The organism is Lysinibacillus sp. FN11 (assembly GCF_024628845.1).
Taxonomy (GTDB): domain Bacteria; phylum Bacillota; class Bacilli; order Bacillales_A; family Planococcaceae; genus Lysinibacillus; species Lysinibacillus capsici.
This window is the reverse complement of sequence record NZ_CP102383.1, coordinates 4752453-4771393: the sequence shown is the minus strand read 5'-3', so window position 1 is coordinate 4771393 and position 18941 is coordinate 4752453. Positions and strand designations below refer to the sequence as shown.

The following is an 18941-nucleotide window of genomic DNA, read 5'->3' as shown; positions in this document are numbered from 1 at the left end:
ATTTAATAGAATACTTGATTCAACAAATACAATATTGAAGTACAGCTTCAATTATTGAAGATAATAGCACACCGAATTTTCTATGTAAACTAAATTTTCCGAATATTTTTAAATGAAATCTTCTTTTATTTATATATTACACATATTTATTTAAGTGACACTTAAACTCGAATGATCAATCTTTATTGATGATTTAGATTGATTTACACCCAAATTTTGTAACCGTTCTGAAATTAAAGCTTTTGTGTTATCCTTATCAACGTGGCTTCTTCTATTTGGTGAAATATGTAGATAAACGAACACTGCAATAAGAATCATGAGAAGGTAACTACTATTGTATGGTTACTTTAGGGTCTAATTAGTTCTCGGAGTTATTGTGGCTAGTCAAATTACAAAATAATAAAATAACCCTTAACATACACCTATGAAATAAATTTACTTAATGAATTTCACCCAAAGATATTTTTCTTGAATAGTAAATAGAACTAATATTTGTACAGGAGTGGAGAACAGTGACTGATATAATTGGAGCAAAAATAAAAAGTTTACGAAAAGAACGGAAGTTAACATTAAAACAAATAGCTGATCAAACGAATCTTTCAATTAGCTTTTTGTCCCAGGTTGAACGATCAAAATCATCCATAACGCTAGAATCATTGAAAAAAATATCTGAAGCACTTGGTGTTAATCCGAGCTATTTTTTTTCAGAGTCTGATGAAAAAATCGCACCTACAGTTATGCGTAATATTATTAGTAAAACGAACACCATGAATAACCAATTTTTTTATAGAGATTTAGCAGGAAACATTGAAAATCCACTCTTTAATCCCATCTTAGTATTATTGAATCCAGGTGCAAATCGAGAGGATTCTTATTCTCATTCTGGCCAAGAATTTCTTTATGTTTTGGAAGGCATACTAACCATTGTCATTGACAAAGAGGAGCATGATTTACATCCTTATGATTGTGTTTTCTTAGATTCAACCACCCCTCATAATTGGATAAATAAAACAGATTCAATTGTAAAGTTCCTTTGTATTTCAAGTATTCCGATATAATGTTTAGCAGGTTCATAATACACTTTGCTTGATTAAAAAAATACTCACAGCGCATTGCACACTGTGAGTATTTTTCATGTATACAGTTAATTGCAGACAGTTAGTAATAGGCAAATTCACAATTAAAGTGAATTTGCTCTTTTATTATGCATACTCATCCCTTCGAAACATATCTTGAATTGACTGAATATTCTATATCGAGGGAGGTTTTTAATGGAAGCAAAAAATTTTAGGCCACGTAATGTGATTTTTATGACGGTTGTTGTAGGTGTTTCATTGTTAATTGGCCAAGCTATTTATGTCTTGTTTATTGATGTACCTTTTCCATAAGAAAGATTTATATCTTTAACTGACTAAGTAAATATTTTTCATTATTGATTATTTCTTGATGATTCGGTTTCCATTTTTGTGCCTCTAGATTATGCTGAAAGGCATTTTCAAATAACCGTAACTCCCTGTACAAAAGGCTTAATTGTAGATGTGGAATCCATGTTGAATAAGCACGCTTTTGGATAGTCATTGTATCGGCAGGAGCTTGTTGCAAGGCTTGAGAGTACCAGTAAATAGCCTCTTTATGTTTTAATTGCTCCATAAAAAATTGGCCCATTCGGCAACATGCTTCTGACTTTGGTCGATCATATAAGAAAGATTGCAAAACAGCTTGCTGTGCTTGTTGATCATCATGTAAACGTCGATAGCATTCCCCTACATGTAAACAAGCCTCAATGCGATTATCTGTAGTGCCTAAGTTGCTATCCAAAAATAGGTTGTATTGATTAATAGCTTCTAGGTAACGGTGATGTAATTTTAGTTCATTCGCATAATGAAATGTCTCAATTGCTGAAAGAGAATGTCCATTCTTTATTAATCCCTCATAAATATTTATATTGCGATGAATATCTTTCGTTAACGGTAAATGTGTGACAGCAATATCACTATGATAGAGCTGCCCTGACACCCTTAAATTCTCATGAACAGCACCCTCCCATTGAAAATGATTCGCCCTTTTTACTAGACGAAACTTTCGTTCACTACACTCCACTTCCCCATCACAATCAAGCGTCAAATAATAATCCATTGTTACAGCATCAATAGAGGGAAATAACGATTGCTTTAGTTGGCTGAACTTGTGCTGATTTTCCTTTGTCATAACATCATCAGCATCAAGCCATAAAATATAGTCTTTTGTTGCCTGCTGAAAGGAAAAATTTCTAGCTTTAGCAAAATGATCACACCAGGAAAAGTCATAAATTCGAGAGGTAAAATTTTGGACAATCTCTTTTGTACGATCAGTTGAACCAGTATCAATAATATTAATCTCATCCACGAGGTGCTGAACCGAATCTAAGCATCTTTCAATCGTACATTGTGCATTTCTAACAATCATACATAAACTAATCGTTAACATCTGTCCCCTCCTTAGCGATGGTTTAATTTGTGCTAATGCAGTATTTTATCGAAAAAATTTTTCGATTATCACCTAACTCTGTAAATTTATAATTAAAATAAAAAAACGAACGCGATTTACGTTCGTTTTTTCTAGCAATTGAAATTGAATCAAGATAAATATTGCTCACGCCATGTTAATTGTTCTTCGTCTGTAAGTTGTTGCTCTAAATGATAATCCCATTGATTGAGTAATGTATTCCAAACTCGTACAAATACTATATCCTGTTCCTTATCATAAAGAACAAACTCTAAACATGGGCTATCATTTATTTGCTGAGCTGCTGTTTGAACAATTTTTGCGATGACTTTCTGAGAGCTCCCTTCCTCTTCTTCATCCGATTCCTGTAAAGCTGCAATCACCATGGACTCCTCAAATTGTTCCTGTTGTTCTGCCTCTTTGTCAATATAACGATAAAGCTCTGGCAATTCATCATATTCATCATTCCTCGTATCGATAGTGAGAAACGATTGATGGCAGGGACTAAAGTAAAGCGTAGAGGTTTCTTCCTCTAGTTCTTCTTCAAAAATACCTCGTTCTAGCTGCTTCTGTCCTTTTTCAGTTAGCCTATAGAAATCATCTTCATTCTTCACAAGGTTTACTCGAATCATTAAAGAAACCAAGTCTTCAATAAATAATGAGTCTACCAGCAATAGCTCGCTCAATTCCTGTGCATTGCTAAAATCCGCCTCTTGAATACTAAGCAGAAGCATTGTCATTAAGACATCCATTGTTGAACGACGAACAGGCTCATAGGTCACATCAACTGTTCGAATGGGAATACACCATTCAGCCATTTTGACAATCTTAATATTACGATTCTGCTGAAGCTCACGCATTAGTCGTTGTTGTAATTTTGACAATCTATATCACCAATCCTTCATGATTACGTAAGCCATCGTAGGATTTTACTGTTTTTAATAAATTCGCATACATCTCTCTTGTTTCTTGATGTTTTGCACGTTTTGCAAACATTTCTGCACTTCCAACAAGCAGTAGTAACTCACGTGCACGAGATAGCGCGACATTTAAACGACGATAATCTCTGGCAAAGCCAATATCCCCGCCCTTGGGTGTATTACGAACCATGCTCACTAAAATGACATCCATTTCCATCCCTTGGAATTTATCAACAGTCCCTGTTCTAAATTGCAGATGTGGTAGCTGTAATTCTTGCTGAAGAAGGCGATTAATTTTCTTTACTTGCTCACCGTAGAAACTGATGACACCAACGCTTTTTTGAGCATCCTGCGGCATACGCCCTGCTTCTTTTGCTGCCTTCACCGCTTCATTGAGATCTAGTAAAATACGTCGAATTGTGAGCAATTCTCCTTCATTAAAACGACTCGTTCCGCCTTTTACTTGCTCCTCTAAATAAGGTTTTTCTGTTGGAATATCAATCCACAGTAAATGGTCATCACGTTTTATAAACTGCCCTTCTAAGCCGTGATCTCTTGCTGCATCCGAATCTGGTAAGCCACATTGCAAGCCATTTTCTTCTTCCGCATAAAATGGTGTGATACTTTGCATGATTTTCTCATGCATGCGGTATTGCAATGCTAGCATTTGCTTATGCGTTGGTGGCAAATTATTAAATAAACGCTCAAATAATGATTCACGCAACAGATTTTTTAATTCCTGTGCGCCTTCAAAGTTTGGATTTTCTTCTAGCATTGCCTTCAATGTTTCCTCCAGCGTATCATCCCCAAGTAATGGTGGTAGCTGATGATGATCACCTACTAAAATAACTTTTTTCCCCTTTAGCATTGGTAAGAGCAATTCTGGTGGTGTTGCTTTTGAAACTTCATCAATAATAACCACATCAAAGGTCGGATAATTTTCCATAAACTCCTTACTGGCAGAAGCTACGCATGTTGTACCAATAACGTTCGCATGACGTACATACAGTTTTCGAATTTCATCTAAATCATACTCTGTTGCGTTTTGTAATTTTTCACGCCATTGTTCTTGTAGTTTTTTGTGAAGGGGTAGCTGTTTTTCCTGACGTTGGAATGCTTCGATTGCATGCTTTGCAGTTTGAATAGCTTCCTTCACCTCTTCAGCCGTTCGTTCTGGCATAGATTGTAAAAGCTTTGTATAGGTAGCTAGTTGCTTTTCTTTCTTCAATCCAGCTATATTAATATCTTTTATCTGTTCTTCTATAAGCTTTAGCTGCTGTTCTACTTCCTGCATGTTTGTTTGGACAGTCTGTAAAGAGGCTTGTTTAGGAACGAGTTGTACTTTAGCCTGCTCCACTGCCTCAAGCTGCTGCTTTGCTTGTAGAAGAGACTCTCTAGCTTGGGAGGCAAGAATTTTTAAATAGTCTACAGATTCTTCTGGTTCTTCAGTAATCTGAAAGGCGTTTGCTAATTGTTGTAACCGCTCTGTATGCTGTAAAAATGGTTGGAGCTGCCGCTGGTAACTTTGCACATCAAAGCTAGTTATTGCACACTCCTGATGAATTAAAGTTACAAGATTTTTACGAAAAGTTTCGTATTCCTGATCTTTATGCTCTTGCTGTTGCTTTAGTGCTATCCCCTTTTGCCAAACAAAATCACGACGCATATATAACCCGAGCAAATAACTTTCAATAACATCACTTGCGGGTGCTTGACCATCTTGAAAAGCCGTGTTTAATTGTGCGAATACACCAGTAAGGTTTTGCAAAGAAAACGATTGTACTGGTTGTAGTCTACTTTTAGCAAGGGCACGCTCCTTGACTTCATGCGTGACCAAAGCCTCTAGCTTCACAATTGCTTTTTGTAAACGAGCATTAATCGTTGACCATGCCTCTAAATCTTTCGCATCCTCTAAATGCTGCAAGCGACCTATTTGTTGCGAAAGTACATGAGAAGGGCGAATTTGATAATGTTGTAAAAAACGCTGAATAAGGTCAAATGAGGTTAAGGTGTATATATATTTTTGCGCTTCCTTCATGATTACTAGACGATTGCTTTCGATTTCATATTTCTGCTGTATCTCTTCAAATTGCTGTGTTAACTGGTGCTTTTGTTCTTGTAGTTCTTTATATTGAGCAGCAGCCTCTAGATGTTTCACTTTTTCAGTAGTTTTCTGAATCGTACCCTGTAGTTTCTCGACTGAAGGGTAATCAGCAAGTGTCTGTTCAAGCTGCTGTACAATTGGCTCAATTTGTGCGAGCTGTTTTTCATAATGCTCTTTTTGAGTCTCACATGTTTGTTGCTCTGTTTTAGCAACCTTCAATTCTTTTTTTAATGCTTGAATCTCCTGCTGTAAAATGGGTTCTTCAATAGCTGCCTGCTCTTTTGCAGCCATTTCCTGTGTTAATTGCTCAAGCCATTGCTCTAATTTCTCTAGCTCATCTTTTGCTTTTACAAGGTTTGCTTCTAGCTCTTGCTGACGTTCTGGAAATATTGTAATTGCTTCTTCAATCGCAGCAAGTGTCTGCGCACGCCACTGAAGCGCCACATTTTCCTCTATAAATTTTTTACCCTCTTCCTCAATACTTTCCGTTCTACCATAGCGTAAAATTCGAATTTCTTGATTGGACAGTAAGCGTCCTAATGCATTATCTACAGCTAAATTAGACTGTGAGGCAACAAGTGTTTTTAAGCCTGCTTTAACATTTTGCTGACAAATCTCTGAAATGACAGTTGTTTTCCCCGTACCAGGTGGACCCTGAATGACATACAAATCCTCAACTGATAGTGCACCTAAAACGGCTCGTCGTTGATATTCATTTAAATTATTATGAAATTCAATATCTTCGCGTAGCTTGGATGCACGAACTGTAGGGCGTCTCTCAAACAGTATTGTTTCTAAATTAGGGTTTACTGCCTCACCCTTTTCTAGCTTTGTAAAACCATTACGTAGTCGTCGAATTTGGCTTAATGTTGCAAAATTACTAAAGCTCGCTTGTTTTGAACGAAGATTCAGTCCGTCCTTACGAGCCAAATCCTGTATAAAAGGCTTTACATCAATTTCTACCGTTTGCTTTCCTGCATTAGCCTTTATAACCTGTCCTATTTCGCCTCGAATTCCTTGAATGCTAACACTTAACCCCTCTAGCTTTTTCCATTCTTTACTCTTTATGTAGGGACATACAATGGTTAAGCGTGTAAAGTCTTCATTGAAATAGCTTTGCTTAAATTCTGTATGAATATCATCGATGGTTGCATCTCGTTCTTGTATTTTTAAATAGCCTTCCCAGCTGGCTATACGTTTTTTTACATACTCTGTACGTTCTTCTGCAATCGGTAGCTGTCTTATTTTGGTGTGCAGCTCAAGTGGAATACCTGCTCCATTATTAGGCTTCGTCACAAACTGTAATCCAGCTGCTAAGCGACGATTTGTGTTAATAGGTCCACGCATATGGACAAATCGAATATTGGTTGCCAGCAATCCTTCCACCTTTAGCACACAATCCATAATAACCGTTTTCTCAGCAAGAAGATCGCTTAATTTTTCATTGTCCTCCGCATTAAAATAGATGGATAAAAAGGTTTCACCAACTGTTTTTGCTTTTCGTTTTTCAATATAGACAGTAAAAGATCTTTGTAACGCAAAAAAGGCATGCTCGTTTGCTGAGCATTCCTCTACCGCTTCCTTCGCCTTATTGGTCAAAATAAGATTACAGCGTTGTTTTTCTAGTAAAGCGATGTCCTGCATGAGCAGCCCTCCTTCCTGAGTCACTAAAGTTTTATTTTATCACATACTAAAACAATACTTACAAAGAAAAATCCCCTGCACAGTGATTTCTTACCACCGTACAAGGGCTATCTTAATGTTGGTCAATTGTTTCTTTGGGCAAGTTCTTGCTCATTTCACAGTATTGAACAAATACACGAGCTAATTCACGTAAACGACTATGAACGTCTGCGTCTACAATATTATTATCTGCATCAAAATGTGATGTATGTGTATACACATAGTTTGGCGTAACAAGCGCTCGGAAGTAGTCTAAAATAGGTTTTAGCTGATTTTCGACTACAAGGTGATGCTGATATGTGCCTCCATTTGCAACAATGGATACGGGCTTATAGCGCATTGTTTTAGGGTGTAAGAAGTCAAAGGCATTTTTCAAAACGCCTGGAATAGACGCTTGGAAAATAGGCGTTGCAATAATGTAAGCGTCTGCCTCCTCAAATTGTTGAATCATTTTTTTCATATCATCATTTAATGGAGAACCATCCACAATTTGATGCTTATATTGACTAAAATGCATCATTTCTAACTCGAAACTAGCATCTAATTCTTTAATATATTGCTCCACTTGCTCTAAAATAGCACCAGTTTTACGACCAAACATCGTGCCATCTACGAGTAAAATTTTCATCTTTACTTTGCCTCCACATTCATCTTCTACAATAATATTGTAACAAATGAAAAGTGGCTCGGAAAGGATTGTCATGACAATTGATATAAATTCAGTCTTTAGACGGAACGAGAATTTAATCCCTAAATTAATTATCCTGATCACGTTGTCGGAAATGGACTTCCTTATCAATGACCGTTTCCTCAAGTTTATATTTATCTCGATTAATGACAACCTCCCGATTAACTTTCTCGCCTTCATTCAGCTTATCCCAATTAAATAATGTTTCTCTTGAAATGTCCTCTTCTGGTACTTCCGGATAATCTAATGTTGCTAACTCATCTGATGGATAAATAGTGACTGGCTGTTGTTTACCATATAGGGCAATAATAATCATAGCCTTTGCCACTTGTGTAGCTTCAATTGCTCTAGAACGTTTTAAAGGTCCAATTAATAAAGGCTGTGCAAGCTTTAATAATTTTTCTCCTGCCTTTTCTCCTAATCGAAATTCATCACGGTTCCCTACTAAGAGTGAGGGGCGAATAATGGAAAGTCTTTGTAAGCCTAGTTCCTCTAAATCACGCTCAAGTTTGCCTTTAACTCGATTATAGTAAAATGGAGAATTCTCATTAGCTCCCATTGCCGTAATCACAAGAAAATGAGGGATTCCCCGTTTTTTTGCTAAAGATGCAATTGCTAACGGGTATTCAAAATCTACCTTTTCAAACATTTCACGAGAGCCTGCCTTTTTAATGGTTGTACCTAAGCAACAATACAATTCATGAGCAAATCCTATATCGTTTTCTTCTATTCTATCAAAATCACGAATTTTCACTTCTAACTTTGGATGCATATAAGTTAGCTTTCTTCGTGCAATAACTGTTACTGAAATATACTCATCATTTTCACATAATTGTTCAACTAGAGCGGAGCCGGTTAAACCAGTCGCCCCTACAACAATCGCTGCACGCATACTCATTTTTTCTCCCGTCCTTCTACTTATTGGTAGTATATCAATTACGGCTCACTCTAAAAGCTCGCCTTCAAATTCTTGACACCCTGCGTAGACCTTATCTTGACACATCGGAGTTAAGCAAAACATGCCATCATCTCCATTTGTAAAGAGATTTTTCTGAACCAAGATAAAGACCTTCCAGTTGTTATGTATATTTCTACAATTCGCCTTTCTATATATATCGACCATTTTTGGGTGATTAAAACTGTTTAAAGATAGCTATTTTAGAAGATTCCTCTAGAGACATTCATGAGCAAATCCTAAATTTTACACATACTTGCTCTTTCTTCGCCATAATTTAAAGAGACAGAGGAAAGGATGGGATACATTTGCAAAACGAAACACACGCAATTGAACCAAAAAAAACGATTGTTTTCATTATTGAAAGCTGTATTGATAAAGGGCTGTATCCTTTTGAACGGGTTTCAACATTAGCTAAACTACTTTCGAATGAGAAGGTTTTTATCTTTGTAAAGACTCCTTCAAATGACGGAATCCAAATTTTAATGAATGAAGGAGTTTCTCCTATTCTATTTGATCACTTTAACGAATTACCTAAGCAAATCAAAGGACTTCAACCTGATTTAATTGTTAGAGATGGGCGAAATTCTGAAGGCTGGCAAGTAGAAGAATTACGACCTTTCTGCAAAACAATTATTCATTTTGATGATTTTGGTGAAGGTGGCCAAGCCTGTGATTGTGTACTACTAGCACTCTATCAAGAAGTGAAAGATTATTTACCAGCACATTATATTGGTGGAAGCTTTGTTTTTGCCCTGCCAGATGCTTATCAGCATTTCGATAATATATCTGATAGTAAAACACCTGAAAATCCGCCTCATATCGTTGTCGCTTTCGAGGATGGGGACGAGCATAATTTAACGTATCGAACACTTCGACACCTAACTCAACTACAAATACCACTACAAATTACAGTTATGATTGACGAAAGCTATCGCCATGCAACGGATGACTTGCAAATGATGGTACTTAGTCGTCGCAATACTGCTATTCTTCGAGATAAAAATGCACTCCTCAAACTACTACCTAAAGCAGATGTCATTATTTGTAATGCTAACTATACACCTTATAAAATTGCCTCTTTTGGTGTGCCATGCATTACACTTGCGCAAACTGAAGCTGAGCTTTTACATGCTTTCCCTCGTGAGCATAATGGCTTTATCCATCTAGGACTTGGTCGAAAAATGAAGCAATCACAAATCCAAAATGCTGTCATGGAATTTCTTTTACACGAAGCTCGCAGTGAACGAGCAGTGAGAAAACAGCGACAACTCAATCTCGCTGATAATAATGAAACACTTCAAGCATTACTCTTAGATTTTGCTTATGATCGTCATAATATCGCTTCTACTTAGTGCTACTTCCAAGATGATTATGATACAATATATAAGAATTTTTCACTCCAACACCTCTTACAGAAGTTGGACATAAGTAAATTCAACAAGTACCCGATTGATTTTAAAGAATAAGCGGTGGGGGATTCTTAAAACCTCCATCGCTTTTACACGCATTCACTATAAAAATAGTCTCAAAAGGAGTAGTCTTCATGCCAACAAAAAGTGATATTGAATACCAAATTAGAGAGTTAAAAATGGACTATATGAATTTACAAGGTGATATAGAAAAGTTGGAGTCTACTGGGCACAACGATCAGGTAGCTAAGGCAGAGCAACGTCTTGCGAATATGGAAGCTCAATTAGCAGAACTTAACAAGCAGCTTGCAGAACTATAAAATGTAAACAAGAAAGATAGTTGGAGGAACAGAAATGGCAATATTAACAGTAGAAAATTTAGGTCATTCTTTCGGTGATCGTACACTCTTTAAAGATGTATCGTTTCGCTTAGTGGAAGGTGATCATATTGGACTTGTAGGAGCTAATGGTGTTGGTAAGTCTACATTAATGGGCATCATTACAGGTCAAACGATCCACGATACAGGAAAAGTTGAGTGGTTGCCTGGTACGCACTATGGTTATCTAGACCAACATACCGTACTAACGGCTGGTAGAACAATGCGTGAAGTGTTACGCGATGCCTTTTTACCATTATATAAAAAAGAAGAAGAGCTGAATGAAATTACAGGCAAGATGGCAGACGCAACGCCTGAAGAATTAGAAGTACTTTTAGAACAAATGGCAGAAGTACAAGATGCATTAGATGCAGGAGATTTTTATACATTAGATATGAAAATTGAAGAGGTGGCACGTGGACTTGGACTTGATGCCATTGGCTTAGAGCGTGATGTAGCTGCTCTTTCTGGTGGACAGCGCACAAAGGTACTCCTCGCTAAGCTTTTATTAGAAAAACCTAAAGTACTTTTACTAGATGAGCCGACGAACTATCTTGATGAGGAACATATTACTTGGTTGAAAATTTATTTAAAGAACTATCCATACGCTTTCCTTCTAATCTCACATGATACAGAATTTATGAACGAAACAGTGGATGTCATCTTCCAATTGGAATTTTCAAAATTAACTCGTTATACTGCAACATACGAAAAATTCCTTGAACTTGCTGAAATCAATAAACGTCAGCATATTGAAGCCTATGAAAAGCAACAGGAATTCATCAAGAAGCAAGAAGATTTTATAGCTAAAAACAAGGCACGTTACTCCACTACTGGTCGTGCAAAATCACGTGCTAAGCAACTTGATCGTTTAGAGCGAATTGATCGCCCAGAAACAGCTGTAAAACCAGAATTCGGTTTTAAAGAAGCCCGTTCATCTAGCCGCTACGTTGTAGAGGCTGAGAACTTAGTGATTGGTTACGATAAAGACAAGCCATTACTTCCTCCACTATCTTTTGCGATTGAACGAGGAGAAAAAATTGCTTTAGTCGGTATGAATGGTGTGGGTAAATCCACATTATTAAAAACAATGTTAGGTAAAATTAATGCGCTTGGTGGGAAAGTAGTCCGCGGAGACTACCTATATCCTTCCTATTTTGAACAGGAAGTAAAAGCTGAGAAAATCACGCCAATTGATGATGTTTGGAATGCTTTCCCTTCTATGGAACAAGCCCAAGTACGCGCAGCTTTAGCAAGAGCTGGCCTAAAAACTGACCATATTACACGTCCGCTTAATTCATTATCTGGTGGCGAGCAAGCCAAAGTGCGTTTATGTAAATTAATGATGGAGGAAGCTAACTGGCTTCTCTTCGACGAACCGACAAACCATTTAGATGTAGATGCAAAAAATGAATTAAAACGTGCCATGAAAGAATTTAAAGGTACCATTGTGCTAGTAAGTCACGAACCTGATTTCTATGAAGGACTCGTAACAAAAGTCTGGAATGTTCAAGATTGGTTTACTTCTGGACAACAAGGCCAAGACTAATTATTTCAAGGGCAGCCCCAACATGTTATGGGGCTGCTCTTTTAAATTTTTTAACTTCGATGTATAAATAGCCTCATATAAACATACTATAATCAGTGGACTAACAATTTTACTCCTACTTCCAACTAACTCTCTCCTACGAGACAATTTAGAATTCTAGTAGTCCCTATTAACTCATCATCGATTTTATGCTTAAAAAGACAAATTCTAAAGAGTTAACATAAACTTACATCATTGTAAGCTGAATAAACGAAACTTTTTACGCTTATCTTCGTATATTTTAATATAACTGAAAAAATAATAATACGATTGAGAAATTTTTTCAATTAACTATTGATTTATATATAGCTTACTAGTAAGATATATATATATAAACTATTAACTTACTAATAAGCTATTTGTAAAATATAATCTAAAAAAGAAAGCGAGGAATGAAGAATGACAGTTACAATTTACTCACAAGCGAGCTGTTCTTCATCCAGAAAAGCACTTAAATGGTTAAAAGATCACAACATAGAATATAAAGAAAAACGTATTACATCTCACCCACTTACACTTGCAGAATTCAAAGAAATTCTAAGCATGACTGAAGATGGCACAGATGAAATCATTGCAACAAACTCAAATGACTTTAAAAACTTAAATATCGACATCGACCAACTTTCTATTCAAGAGCTATTTGCTATCATTCAGGCACACCCAAGAATGTTGCGAAGCCCTATTATAATAGATGAAAAACGTATTCAAGTTGGTTACAATGAGATGGACATCCGTCGTTTTATCCCACGTAAAGTACGTGCTTACGAATTAAATGCGATGACAAGATTGGCACAAGAAAGTTAAAACAGTTTTGGAGATGACCTTCTATGGACCAAGAAAAACAAAAAGCCATTACCTCGTTGTTTGAAGTCGTTTCATCTATTGAGCGTAAGTGGGCAAACGAGTGGAATAATCATAATGTACTCGGCTTTTCAAAATCCCATATTTTAATTTTAGACTACTTATCGCAGGAGGGCCCAAAACGCCCTTCTGCTATTGCTGAGCGGTTAAAAGTAACTACTGGTGGCGTCACTGTTTTAACAACCAAGCTGATAAATGGTGGCTTTATTGAAAAAACACAGCATGCCACAGACCGCCGTGCTTCTCAACTAGTCATTACGGCTGACGGTGAAAACATATTAAAGGAATCTCGTCAACAAGTGAGTGAAATCATTAATAATATGTTTGGTATGCTAACAGCGGAGGAACTGCAAACCTTACGAACTATTTTTTCTAAATGTTTATTGGATGTGGAGACAAATCGGCCAGATTGAAGCACAATAAAAAGATGCATTTGCAATTATTTGCGAATGCATCTTTTTTGATTAGTCGACCAAATACTTCCGTCTAAGTACCGTGATGTGCGACCAATCTGCTTTATTAAGCTGGTAGCACAGATTCCACTATAGCTGTATCTGACATGAGCATTTCTTTTAATCGAGCCTTTGCACGGAATAAACGAGATTTCACAGTACCAATGGAAACTTTCATAATTGTAGAGATTTCTGCAAGTGAATATTGGTCTATGTAGAAATACCATAAAGTCTTTCTATAAATGGCATCTAATTGCTCCATTTTATCTTGGACTAGTTTTGTCACAATGTCCTTTTCAATTTTTTCTTCTGTAGAAATATCGTTATTGGGAACCAAATCTAGAATCGGTACGTCTAATGTTTCAGGTTGGTTCATCATATACTTGCTACGTCGTACTTTTTTACGATAGCGATCTCTAAATGTATTCATTGTAATAGTTGTCAGCCAAGCTTTAATATGCTCTACTTCGGCCACGCTATCTTCATAGCGTACAACCTTAACCCAAACTTCTTGCATTAAGTCTTCCGCTTCTATATTATTGCGAGTTAGTTTTAAACATAAATGATATATATAACGATTGTATTCCTCGTATACGCCTTCTAATTTTTCATTCATTGTGTATGCCTCCGCTTCTTGTTCTTGCTTCTATACACATTCTCGCAAAATAATGTATTACACTCTATCGCATTGGCTTTCAATTTCATTACAATCGTGTAAGCTTAATCGCTTTCACTTGTAATATTCGTAAAAATTGTTTTACTACTATACTGCTTTCCCTTCAAAAAAGCTTTTGATGACAATAGTTATCTATTAATTAAACTATATTTTTAATAGTATTTATTGTCTGAATATTAATTAGCATTTGAAGAAACAAAAAATGCACTCCTAATAGAAGTGCATTGGGGTGTTAGCTTAGCAGCCCTAGACGAAAGGCTGAGGCAACGACCTGTGTTCGATTCTTTGCTTTGAGCTTTGTCATCAGACTGCTTACATAATCCCTGACAGTATGCTCACTTAAAAATAATAAACCAGCAATTTTTTTATTATCATATCCTTCGGCAAGCAGGCCAAGTATCATCGATTCCCTGTCAGTTAAATGAAGCACTGTATTCTTTTCTACCTTCTCGCCCTTACGTGATAAAAATAAACCTAAACGCTTCCCTACTTCCTCAAGGAGTGTTAATTCTTCCTTTGTACAATCAAATTCCTCCCCTAGCTGATCAAATGTTAGCCATCCAAATAATTGATCTTCACACAAAATGGGAATAAAAATAATCGAGGATAAATTAAATAATTGGATATGCTCTTCTTTCACGTAATTTTTAGGATTTTTTAAATAAATGGGTTTTCTTGAACTAAGTATCGTGTTTTCTCCAGTCAACTCCCCTTTCATGCTTTGCACCTTAGGTAGCTCTGCGCCAATAACTCCATAAAATTGATTGGACCATGGGACATATGCGTAAAATACACATCTTTTATAACTAAAATACTCTTCACATTTTTTTAAAATAAGGGCTAAATCCTGATAACCTGAAGAACTAATGAGCAATTTATCAAGCCTATCTAATAGCTGTAGATGCCTAATTTTTTGATTTTCAGTAGTTATGTTACCAGTTTGGTTATCTCCCTCACAGCCATAGTATAGCTCTACAAGTAACGTAAATGTCGATAATATATACATGAAGATGGCGTTCGTTCGACTACTCTTCTGTTGAATCATAAAAGTAATCAATGATTTCTCAAAAATTAATTGAAATAAATTAAAGCTCTTCCTATCAATAATGGACAACTGTGATTGAAGCCATGTGTTAAAAAAATACTTATCATCATTATTTAGTTCATCGATATTTGCATGTGTCATTAAACGCAAAAATGAATCTAATAGCATTGCTGCTCTTTTTCGATCTGCCCCAGTTATAGAAGGTTCTAGATTAAGGTAAATAATTGTATTCTCTTCAATTTGCTTATGATGAATTTTAATAAACAACACAAACTCTTGAATTGTTACTTCTTCAATTGATTGAAATGGATGCGTCATAGGAAATTCTTCTCCTTCACACTAAAAATACCCCTATAAATGGAGGATATTCATTCACTATATTATACAGCATCTTATAGGATAGTATTTCAAATTGAAAGGAGTAAGATGAAGGTATCGCTAGACAATGCGAATACTTTTGAATCCTCAGGCAACCATATAACCAGAAAAAATGAAAGGTGCGTGCTTGAAATAAGATTAGAAAACAAAGTGGCCATTATTACAGGTGGAGGTACAGGAATCGGGAAAGAAACTGCATTATTATTTGCTAAAGAGGGAGCAAAAATAGTTATACTGATATAAATGAACAATCTGGGAACGAAACAGTCCGTGATATTCAAACTATCGGCGGTGAGGCAGTATTTTTCCACCACGATGTAAGTAATGAAGAAGACTGGAAAAAGGGAGCAGATGAATCAATAAAAACATTTAATAAAGTGGATATTCTTTTCAATAATGCAGGTATCTATATCATAAAACCTCTTGCAGAAATCGAGCTTTCTGACTGGAACCGCTTAATGTCCATCAATGTGACAGGTGTGTTCTTAGGTATGAAGCATATTATGCCGCTTATGACAAAGCAACATAATGGTTCTGTTATTATGCTTCCTCTATTGCAGGCTTAACAGGGGCAGCTGGTCACGTATTATACGGCGCGAGTAAAGGGGCTGTTCGTATTATGACAAAAGATGCTGCTATGGAGTATGCTCCATACGGCGTACGTGTCAACTCCATTCATCCCGGCTACATTGATACAGGTATGGCAGACTATGCATCAGCAACAACAGGAAGCTCAAAAGTTGAATTAGGTAAAAACTTATTCCCATTAGGACGTTTAGGCTCTGTAAAGGAAGTAGCGCAAACTGTATTATTTTTAGCTTCTGATGAATCTTCCTTTTCAACAGGTGCAGAATTCGTTATTGATGGCGGTGCAACAGCAAAATAACATTACTAAAGGTGGTCATTTATATGAAACTAAAAGATAAAGTAGCAATTGTTACAGGTGGAGCTAGTGGGATTGGTGAAGCCACAGTTCGTCTCTTTGTTGAAGAAGGAGCTAAAGTCGTTATTGCCGATTTTTCTGATCGTGGACAAAGCGTTTCTGAAGAATTAAATAACAATGGTTTTGATACACTCTTCGTGAAAACAGATGTAACAAATGAAGCGGACATTCAAAACATGATAAAGGAAACCGTTACTAAATACGGTAAACTTGATATTATGTATGCAAATGCAGGCGTAGCTGACGATGCACCAGCACACGAGCTTTCTTTTGAAAAATGGAAAAGAACAATTGATATTAATTTATCAGGTGTATTTCTTTCTGATAAATACGCCATTGAACAATTCCTTGCTCAAGGAACAGGCGGCGTCATTGTTAACGCTGGTTCCATTCATAGCTTCGTTGCCTTACCAAACCCTACAGCCTACTCATCTGCAAAAGGTGGCGTTAAATTATTAACACAAAACCTATGTACTGCTTACGCTAAACACGGTATTCGTGTAAATGCAGTGTGTCCTGGCTATATCGACACTCCCCTATTAGCTGAGGTCGATGCTCAGAAGAAAGAATATTTAGCTTCCCTTCACCCACAAGGTCGACTTGGTAAACCAGAAGAAATAGCTAAAGCCGTTCTCTTCTTAGCTAGCGATGACGCAAGCTTTGTTAATGGTACAACCCTTCTTGTTGATGGTGGTTATACTGCTCACTAATGAGGCTTTGAATAGACTTGCCTGATAGCTAGCGCATTTTAGTGATGCATTCTAGCTGTTAATAGTACGAAGCGATCTGGCTGTTGTATCTGAACACTTCACTGAAAAAATTTATAACCCACTCAAGTAATACTCAACCACAATTGCTATTTAGCACTTGTGGTTTATTTTGTAGGTGCTATGTGTAATCTTTCAAGACAATTTAAGTTTCCTAAAAGCAAATTATGCTATACTATTTCTATTATCGAAATATTAGAAAGAAGGATGCTAAATGACTAATTTACAGCAAATTGATGCTTATTTTGCAGAACATCGTGAGGCACATTTAAATGAACTGAATGAATTTTTACGTATTCCAAGTATCAGTTCTTTATCCGAGCATAAAGAGGATATTCAACATGCAGCTGAGTGGCTAGCCAGTGCGTTTGAAAAACTAAATCTTGAAAATATCTCCATTACACAAACAGCTGGGCACCCTGTTGTTTATGCAGACTGGCTACATGCTGAAGGTAAACCAACTATTTTATTTTATGGTCATTATGATGTTCAACCTGTTGATCCATTAAATTTATGGGACAGTGAGCCTTTCAATCCTACAATTCGAGACAATAAATTATTTGCTCGTGGTGCAAGTGATGATAAAGGACAAGTCTTTATGCACTTAAAAATGATTGAGGCATTGTTTGCTACAACAGGGACATTACCAGTTAATGTTAAATTCATTTATGAAGGTGAAGAAGAAATTGGTAGTCCACATCTACCTGCCTATGTTGAGCAAAATAAAGAAAAACTAGCCGCCGATTTAATTTTAATTTCCGATACAGGTCTTTATGGTCCTGGGAAGCCTGCGGTATGCTATGGTTTACGAGGCTTAACGGGCATTCAAATTGATGTGCGTGGAGCTAAGGGAGATTTACACTCCGGTCTTTATGGTGGTGGCGTACAAAATGCTATTCATGCATTAGCTGAAATTTTAGCATCCTTCCGTGATGAGCATGGTACGATTCAAGTTGAAGGTTTCTACGACAAAGTGTTGCCATTAACAGAAGAGGAACGTGAGGCTTATCTTGCGCTTGGCTTCGATGAAGAATCTGTTAAACAGGAAGTTGGCGTAAAAGAATTATTCGGTGAACAAGGATATTCTTATTTAGAACGTACTTGGGCACGCCCAACCCTAGAGGTTAACGGTGTATTTGGTGGTTTCTCAGGTGAAGGCATCAAAACAGTACTACCCGCTGAAGCTGGCGCTAAAATCACATGCCGCCTTGTACCAAATCAAGAGCCAGATGAAATTGTAGCACTTTTAAAAGCACATGTTGAAAAGCACAAACCTGCTGGTGTGGAAATCAGCATTTCTGAATTCGATAAAGGCCGTCCATTCCTAACGCCTTTCGATCATCCATTTATCCAGGCTGCTGGACGCTCTTATGAAAAAGTGTATAATGTACCAACAGCATACACACGAGGCGGTGGATCCATCCCTATCGTCGCTGCGTTTGATGAAATTTTAGAATTACCTGTAGTGTTAATGGGCTTCGGTCTATCAAGTGAAAACTTCCATGCCCCAAATGAACACTTCCATTTAGAAAACTTTGATAAAGGCTTACGTGTTCTGAGTGATTATTTATATGAGGTTTCAGAATTACAAAAATAAATATCGATTAA

At 36.7% G+C, this 18941-nt stretch carries 15 protein-coding genes and 1 pseudogene; 9 read left to right on the top strand and 7 right to left on the bottom strand.

From position 1 onward, the window contains the following. Positions 1 to 512: 512 nt before the first annotated feature. Entirely contained in the window at positions 513 to 1058 is a 546-nt protein-coding gene (locus tag NP781_RS24830) for a helix-turn-helix domain-containing protein (protein ID WP_221679104.1), read from the top strand. A gap of 337 nt (positions 1059 to 1395) precedes the next feature. Here the strand turns inward: NP781_RS24830 and NP781_RS24825 are convergent, their stop codons facing one another. The 5 genes from NP781_RS24825 to NP781_RS24805 all read right to left on the bottom strand — a co-directional run bounded on the left by NP781_RS24825 (position 1396) and on the right by NP781_RS24805 (position 8777). Beyond that, positions 1396 to 2466 carry a glycosyltransferase family 2 protein gene (locus NP781_RS24825; RefSeq protein WP_257521061.1) on the bottom strand — a complete coding sequence of 357 codons (1071 nt, stop codon included), beginning with the start codon at positions 2464 to 2466 and terminating at the stop codon, positions 1396 to 1398. 149 nt (positions 2467 to 2615) lie between these two features. After that, entirely contained in the window at positions 2616 to 3368 is a 753-nt protein-coding gene (locus NP781_RS24820; RefSeq protein WP_221679102.1) for a hypothetical protein, read from the bottom strand. A 1-nt stretch (position 3369) separates the two neighbouring features. Further along, positions 3370 to 7152, bottom strand: a complete 3783-nt coding sequence (locus NP781_RS24815; RefSeq protein WP_257521060.1) for a DEAD/DEAH box helicase — start codon at positions 7150 to 7152, stop codon at positions 3370 to 3372. A gap of 112 nt (positions 7153 to 7264) precedes the next feature. Then, positions 7265 to 7819 carry an NADPH-dependent FMN reductase gene (locus NP781_RS24810; protein WP_221679100.1) on the bottom strand — a complete coding sequence of 185 codons (555 nt, stop codon included), beginning with the start codon at positions 7817 to 7819 and terminating at the stop codon, positions 7265 to 7267. 127 nt (positions 7820 to 7946) lie between these two features. Next, positions 7947 to 8777 (bottom strand): oxidoreductase, encoded by an 831-nt coding sequence (locus tag NP781_RS24805; protein WP_221679099.1) that lies wholly within the window; start codon positions 8775 to 8777, stop codon positions 7947 to 7949. Positions 8778 to 9142: 365 nt separating this feature from the next. Here NP781_RS24805 and NP781_RS24800 point away from each other — a divergent pair, with 365 nt between their 5' ends. The 5 genes from NP781_RS24800 (at position 9143) to NP781_RS24780 (ending at position 13485) form a co-directional block, all read left to right on the top strand. Beyond that, complete coding sequence (locus NP781_RS24800) at positions 9143 to 10189, top strand: PseG/SpsG family protein (protein WP_221679098.1); 1047 nt, start codon at positions 9143 to 9145, stop codon at positions 10187 to 10189. Between the two features lie 191 nt (positions 10190 to 10380). Further along, positions 10381 to 10566 carry an SE1832 family protein gene (locus tag NP781_RS24795; RefSeq protein ID WP_004225556.1) on the top strand — a complete coding sequence of 62 codons (186 nt, stop codon included), beginning with the start codon at positions 10381 to 10383 and terminating at the stop codon, positions 10564 to 10566. A gap of 34 nt (positions 10567 to 10600) precedes the next feature. Next, complete coding sequence (locus NP781_RS24790; RefSeq protein WP_004225557.1) at positions 10601 to 12172, top strand: ABC-F family ATP-binding cassette domain-containing protein; 1572 nt, start codon at positions 10601 to 10603, stop codon at positions 12170 to 12172. 438 nt (positions 12173 to 12610) lie between these two features. Then, on the top strand, positions 12611 to 13015 hold the full coding sequence (gene spx / locus NP781_RS24785; RefSeq protein ID WP_004225558.1) for a transcriptional regulator Spx: 405 nt from the start codon (positions 12611 to 12613) through the stop codon (positions 13013 to 13015). Positions 13016 to 13038: 23 nt separating this feature from the next. Continuing rightward, the gene (locus NP781_RS24780) at positions 13039 to 13485 is read left to right on the top strand and encodes a MarR family winged helix-turn-helix transcriptional regulator (protein WP_009371643.1); all 447 of its coding nucleotides are present in this window, start codon (positions 13039 to 13041) and stop codon (positions 13483 to 13485) included. A gap of 106 nt (positions 13486 to 13591) precedes the next feature. Here NP781_RS24780 and NP781_RS24775 read toward each other — a convergent pair whose 3' ends face one another. Then, on the bottom strand, positions 13592 to 14140 hold the full coding sequence (locus tag NP781_RS24775) for an RNA polymerase sigma factor (RefSeq protein WP_036078118.1): 549 nt from the start codon (positions 14138 to 14140) through the stop codon (positions 13592 to 13594). Between the two features lie 292 nt (positions 14141 to 14432). Next, complete coding sequence (locus tag NP781_RS24770) at positions 14433 to 15563, bottom strand: LuxR C-terminal-related transcriptional regulator (RefSeq protein WP_257521059.1); 1131 nt, start codon at positions 15561 to 15563, stop codon at positions 14433 to 14435. A gap of 192 nt (positions 15564 to 15755) precedes the next feature. Between NP781_RS24770 and NP781_RS24760 the strand changes: the two are divergent. From NP781_RS24760 to NP781_RS24750, 3 genes and pseudogenes are all read left to right on the top strand, one after another. Further along, positions 15756 to 16509, top strand: a pseudogene (locus NP781_RS24760) (SDR family NAD(P)-dependent oxidoreductase). Between the two features lie 23 nt (positions 16510 to 16532). Then, a complete protein-coding gene (locus NP781_RS24755) occupies positions 16533 to 17276 on the top strand; it encodes an SDR family NAD(P)-dependent oxidoreductase (protein WP_257521057.1) in 744 nt (247 codons plus the stop codon). A 271-nt stretch (positions 17277 to 17547) separates the two neighbouring features. Then, positions 17548 to 18930 carry a dipeptidase gene (locus NP781_RS24750; protein WP_257521056.1) on the top strand — a complete coding sequence of 461 codons (1383 nt, stop codon included), beginning with the start codon at positions 17548 to 17550 and terminating at the stop codon, positions 18928 to 18930. Positions 18931 to 18941: the final 11 nt, after the last annotated feature.

Excerpts from the sequence above, each read along its gene's own strand:
- NP781_RS24825 (WP_257521061.1), bottom strand. The coding sequence starts at position 2,466 with ATGTTAACGATTAGTTTATGTATGATTGTTAGAAATGCACAATGTACG.
- NP781_RS24815 (WP_257521060.1), bottom strand. The coding sequence starts at position 7,152 with ATGCAGGACATCGCTTTACTAGAAAAACAACGCTGTAATCTTATTTTG.
- NP781_RS24810 (WP_221679100.1), bottom strand. The coding sequence starts at position 7,819 with ATGAAAATTTTACTCGTAGATGGCACGATGTTTGGTCGTAAAACTGGT.
- NP781_RS24805 (WP_221679099.1), bottom strand. The coding sequence starts at position 8,777 with ATGAGTATGCGTGCAGCGATTGTTGTAGGGGCGACTGGTTTAACCGGC.
- NP781_RS24795 (WP_004225556.1), top strand. The coding sequence starts at position 10,381 with ATGCCAACAAAAAGTGATATTGAATACCAAATTAGAGAGTTAAAAATG.
- NP781_RS24790 (WP_004225557.1), top strand. The coding sequence starts at position 10,601 with ATGGCAATATTAACAGTAGAAAATTTAGGTCATTCTTTCGGTGATCGT.
- spx (WP_004225558.1), top strand. The coding sequence starts at position 12,611 with ATGACAGTTACAATTTACTCACAAGCGAGCTGTTCTTCATCCAGAAAA.
- NP781_RS24780 (WP_009371643.1), top strand. The coding sequence starts at position 13,039 with ATGGACCAAGAAAAACAAAAAGCCATTACCTCGTTGTTTGAAGTCGTT.
- NP781_RS24775 (WP_036078118.1), bottom strand. The coding sequence starts at position 14,140 with ATGAATGAAAAATTAGAAGGCGTATACGAGGAATACAATCGTTATATA.
- NP781_RS24770 (WP_257521059.1), bottom strand. The coding sequence starts at position 15,563 with ATGACGCATCCATTTCAATCAATTGAAGAAGTAACAATTCAAGAGTTT.
- NP781_RS24755 (WP_257521057.1), top strand. The coding sequence starts at position 16,533 with ATGAAACTAAAAGATAAAGTAGCAATTGTTACAGGTGGAGCTAGTGGG.
- NP781_RS24750 (WP_257521056.1), top strand. The coding sequence starts at position 17,548 with ATGACTAATTTACAGCAAATTGATGCTTATTTTGCAGAACATCGTGAG.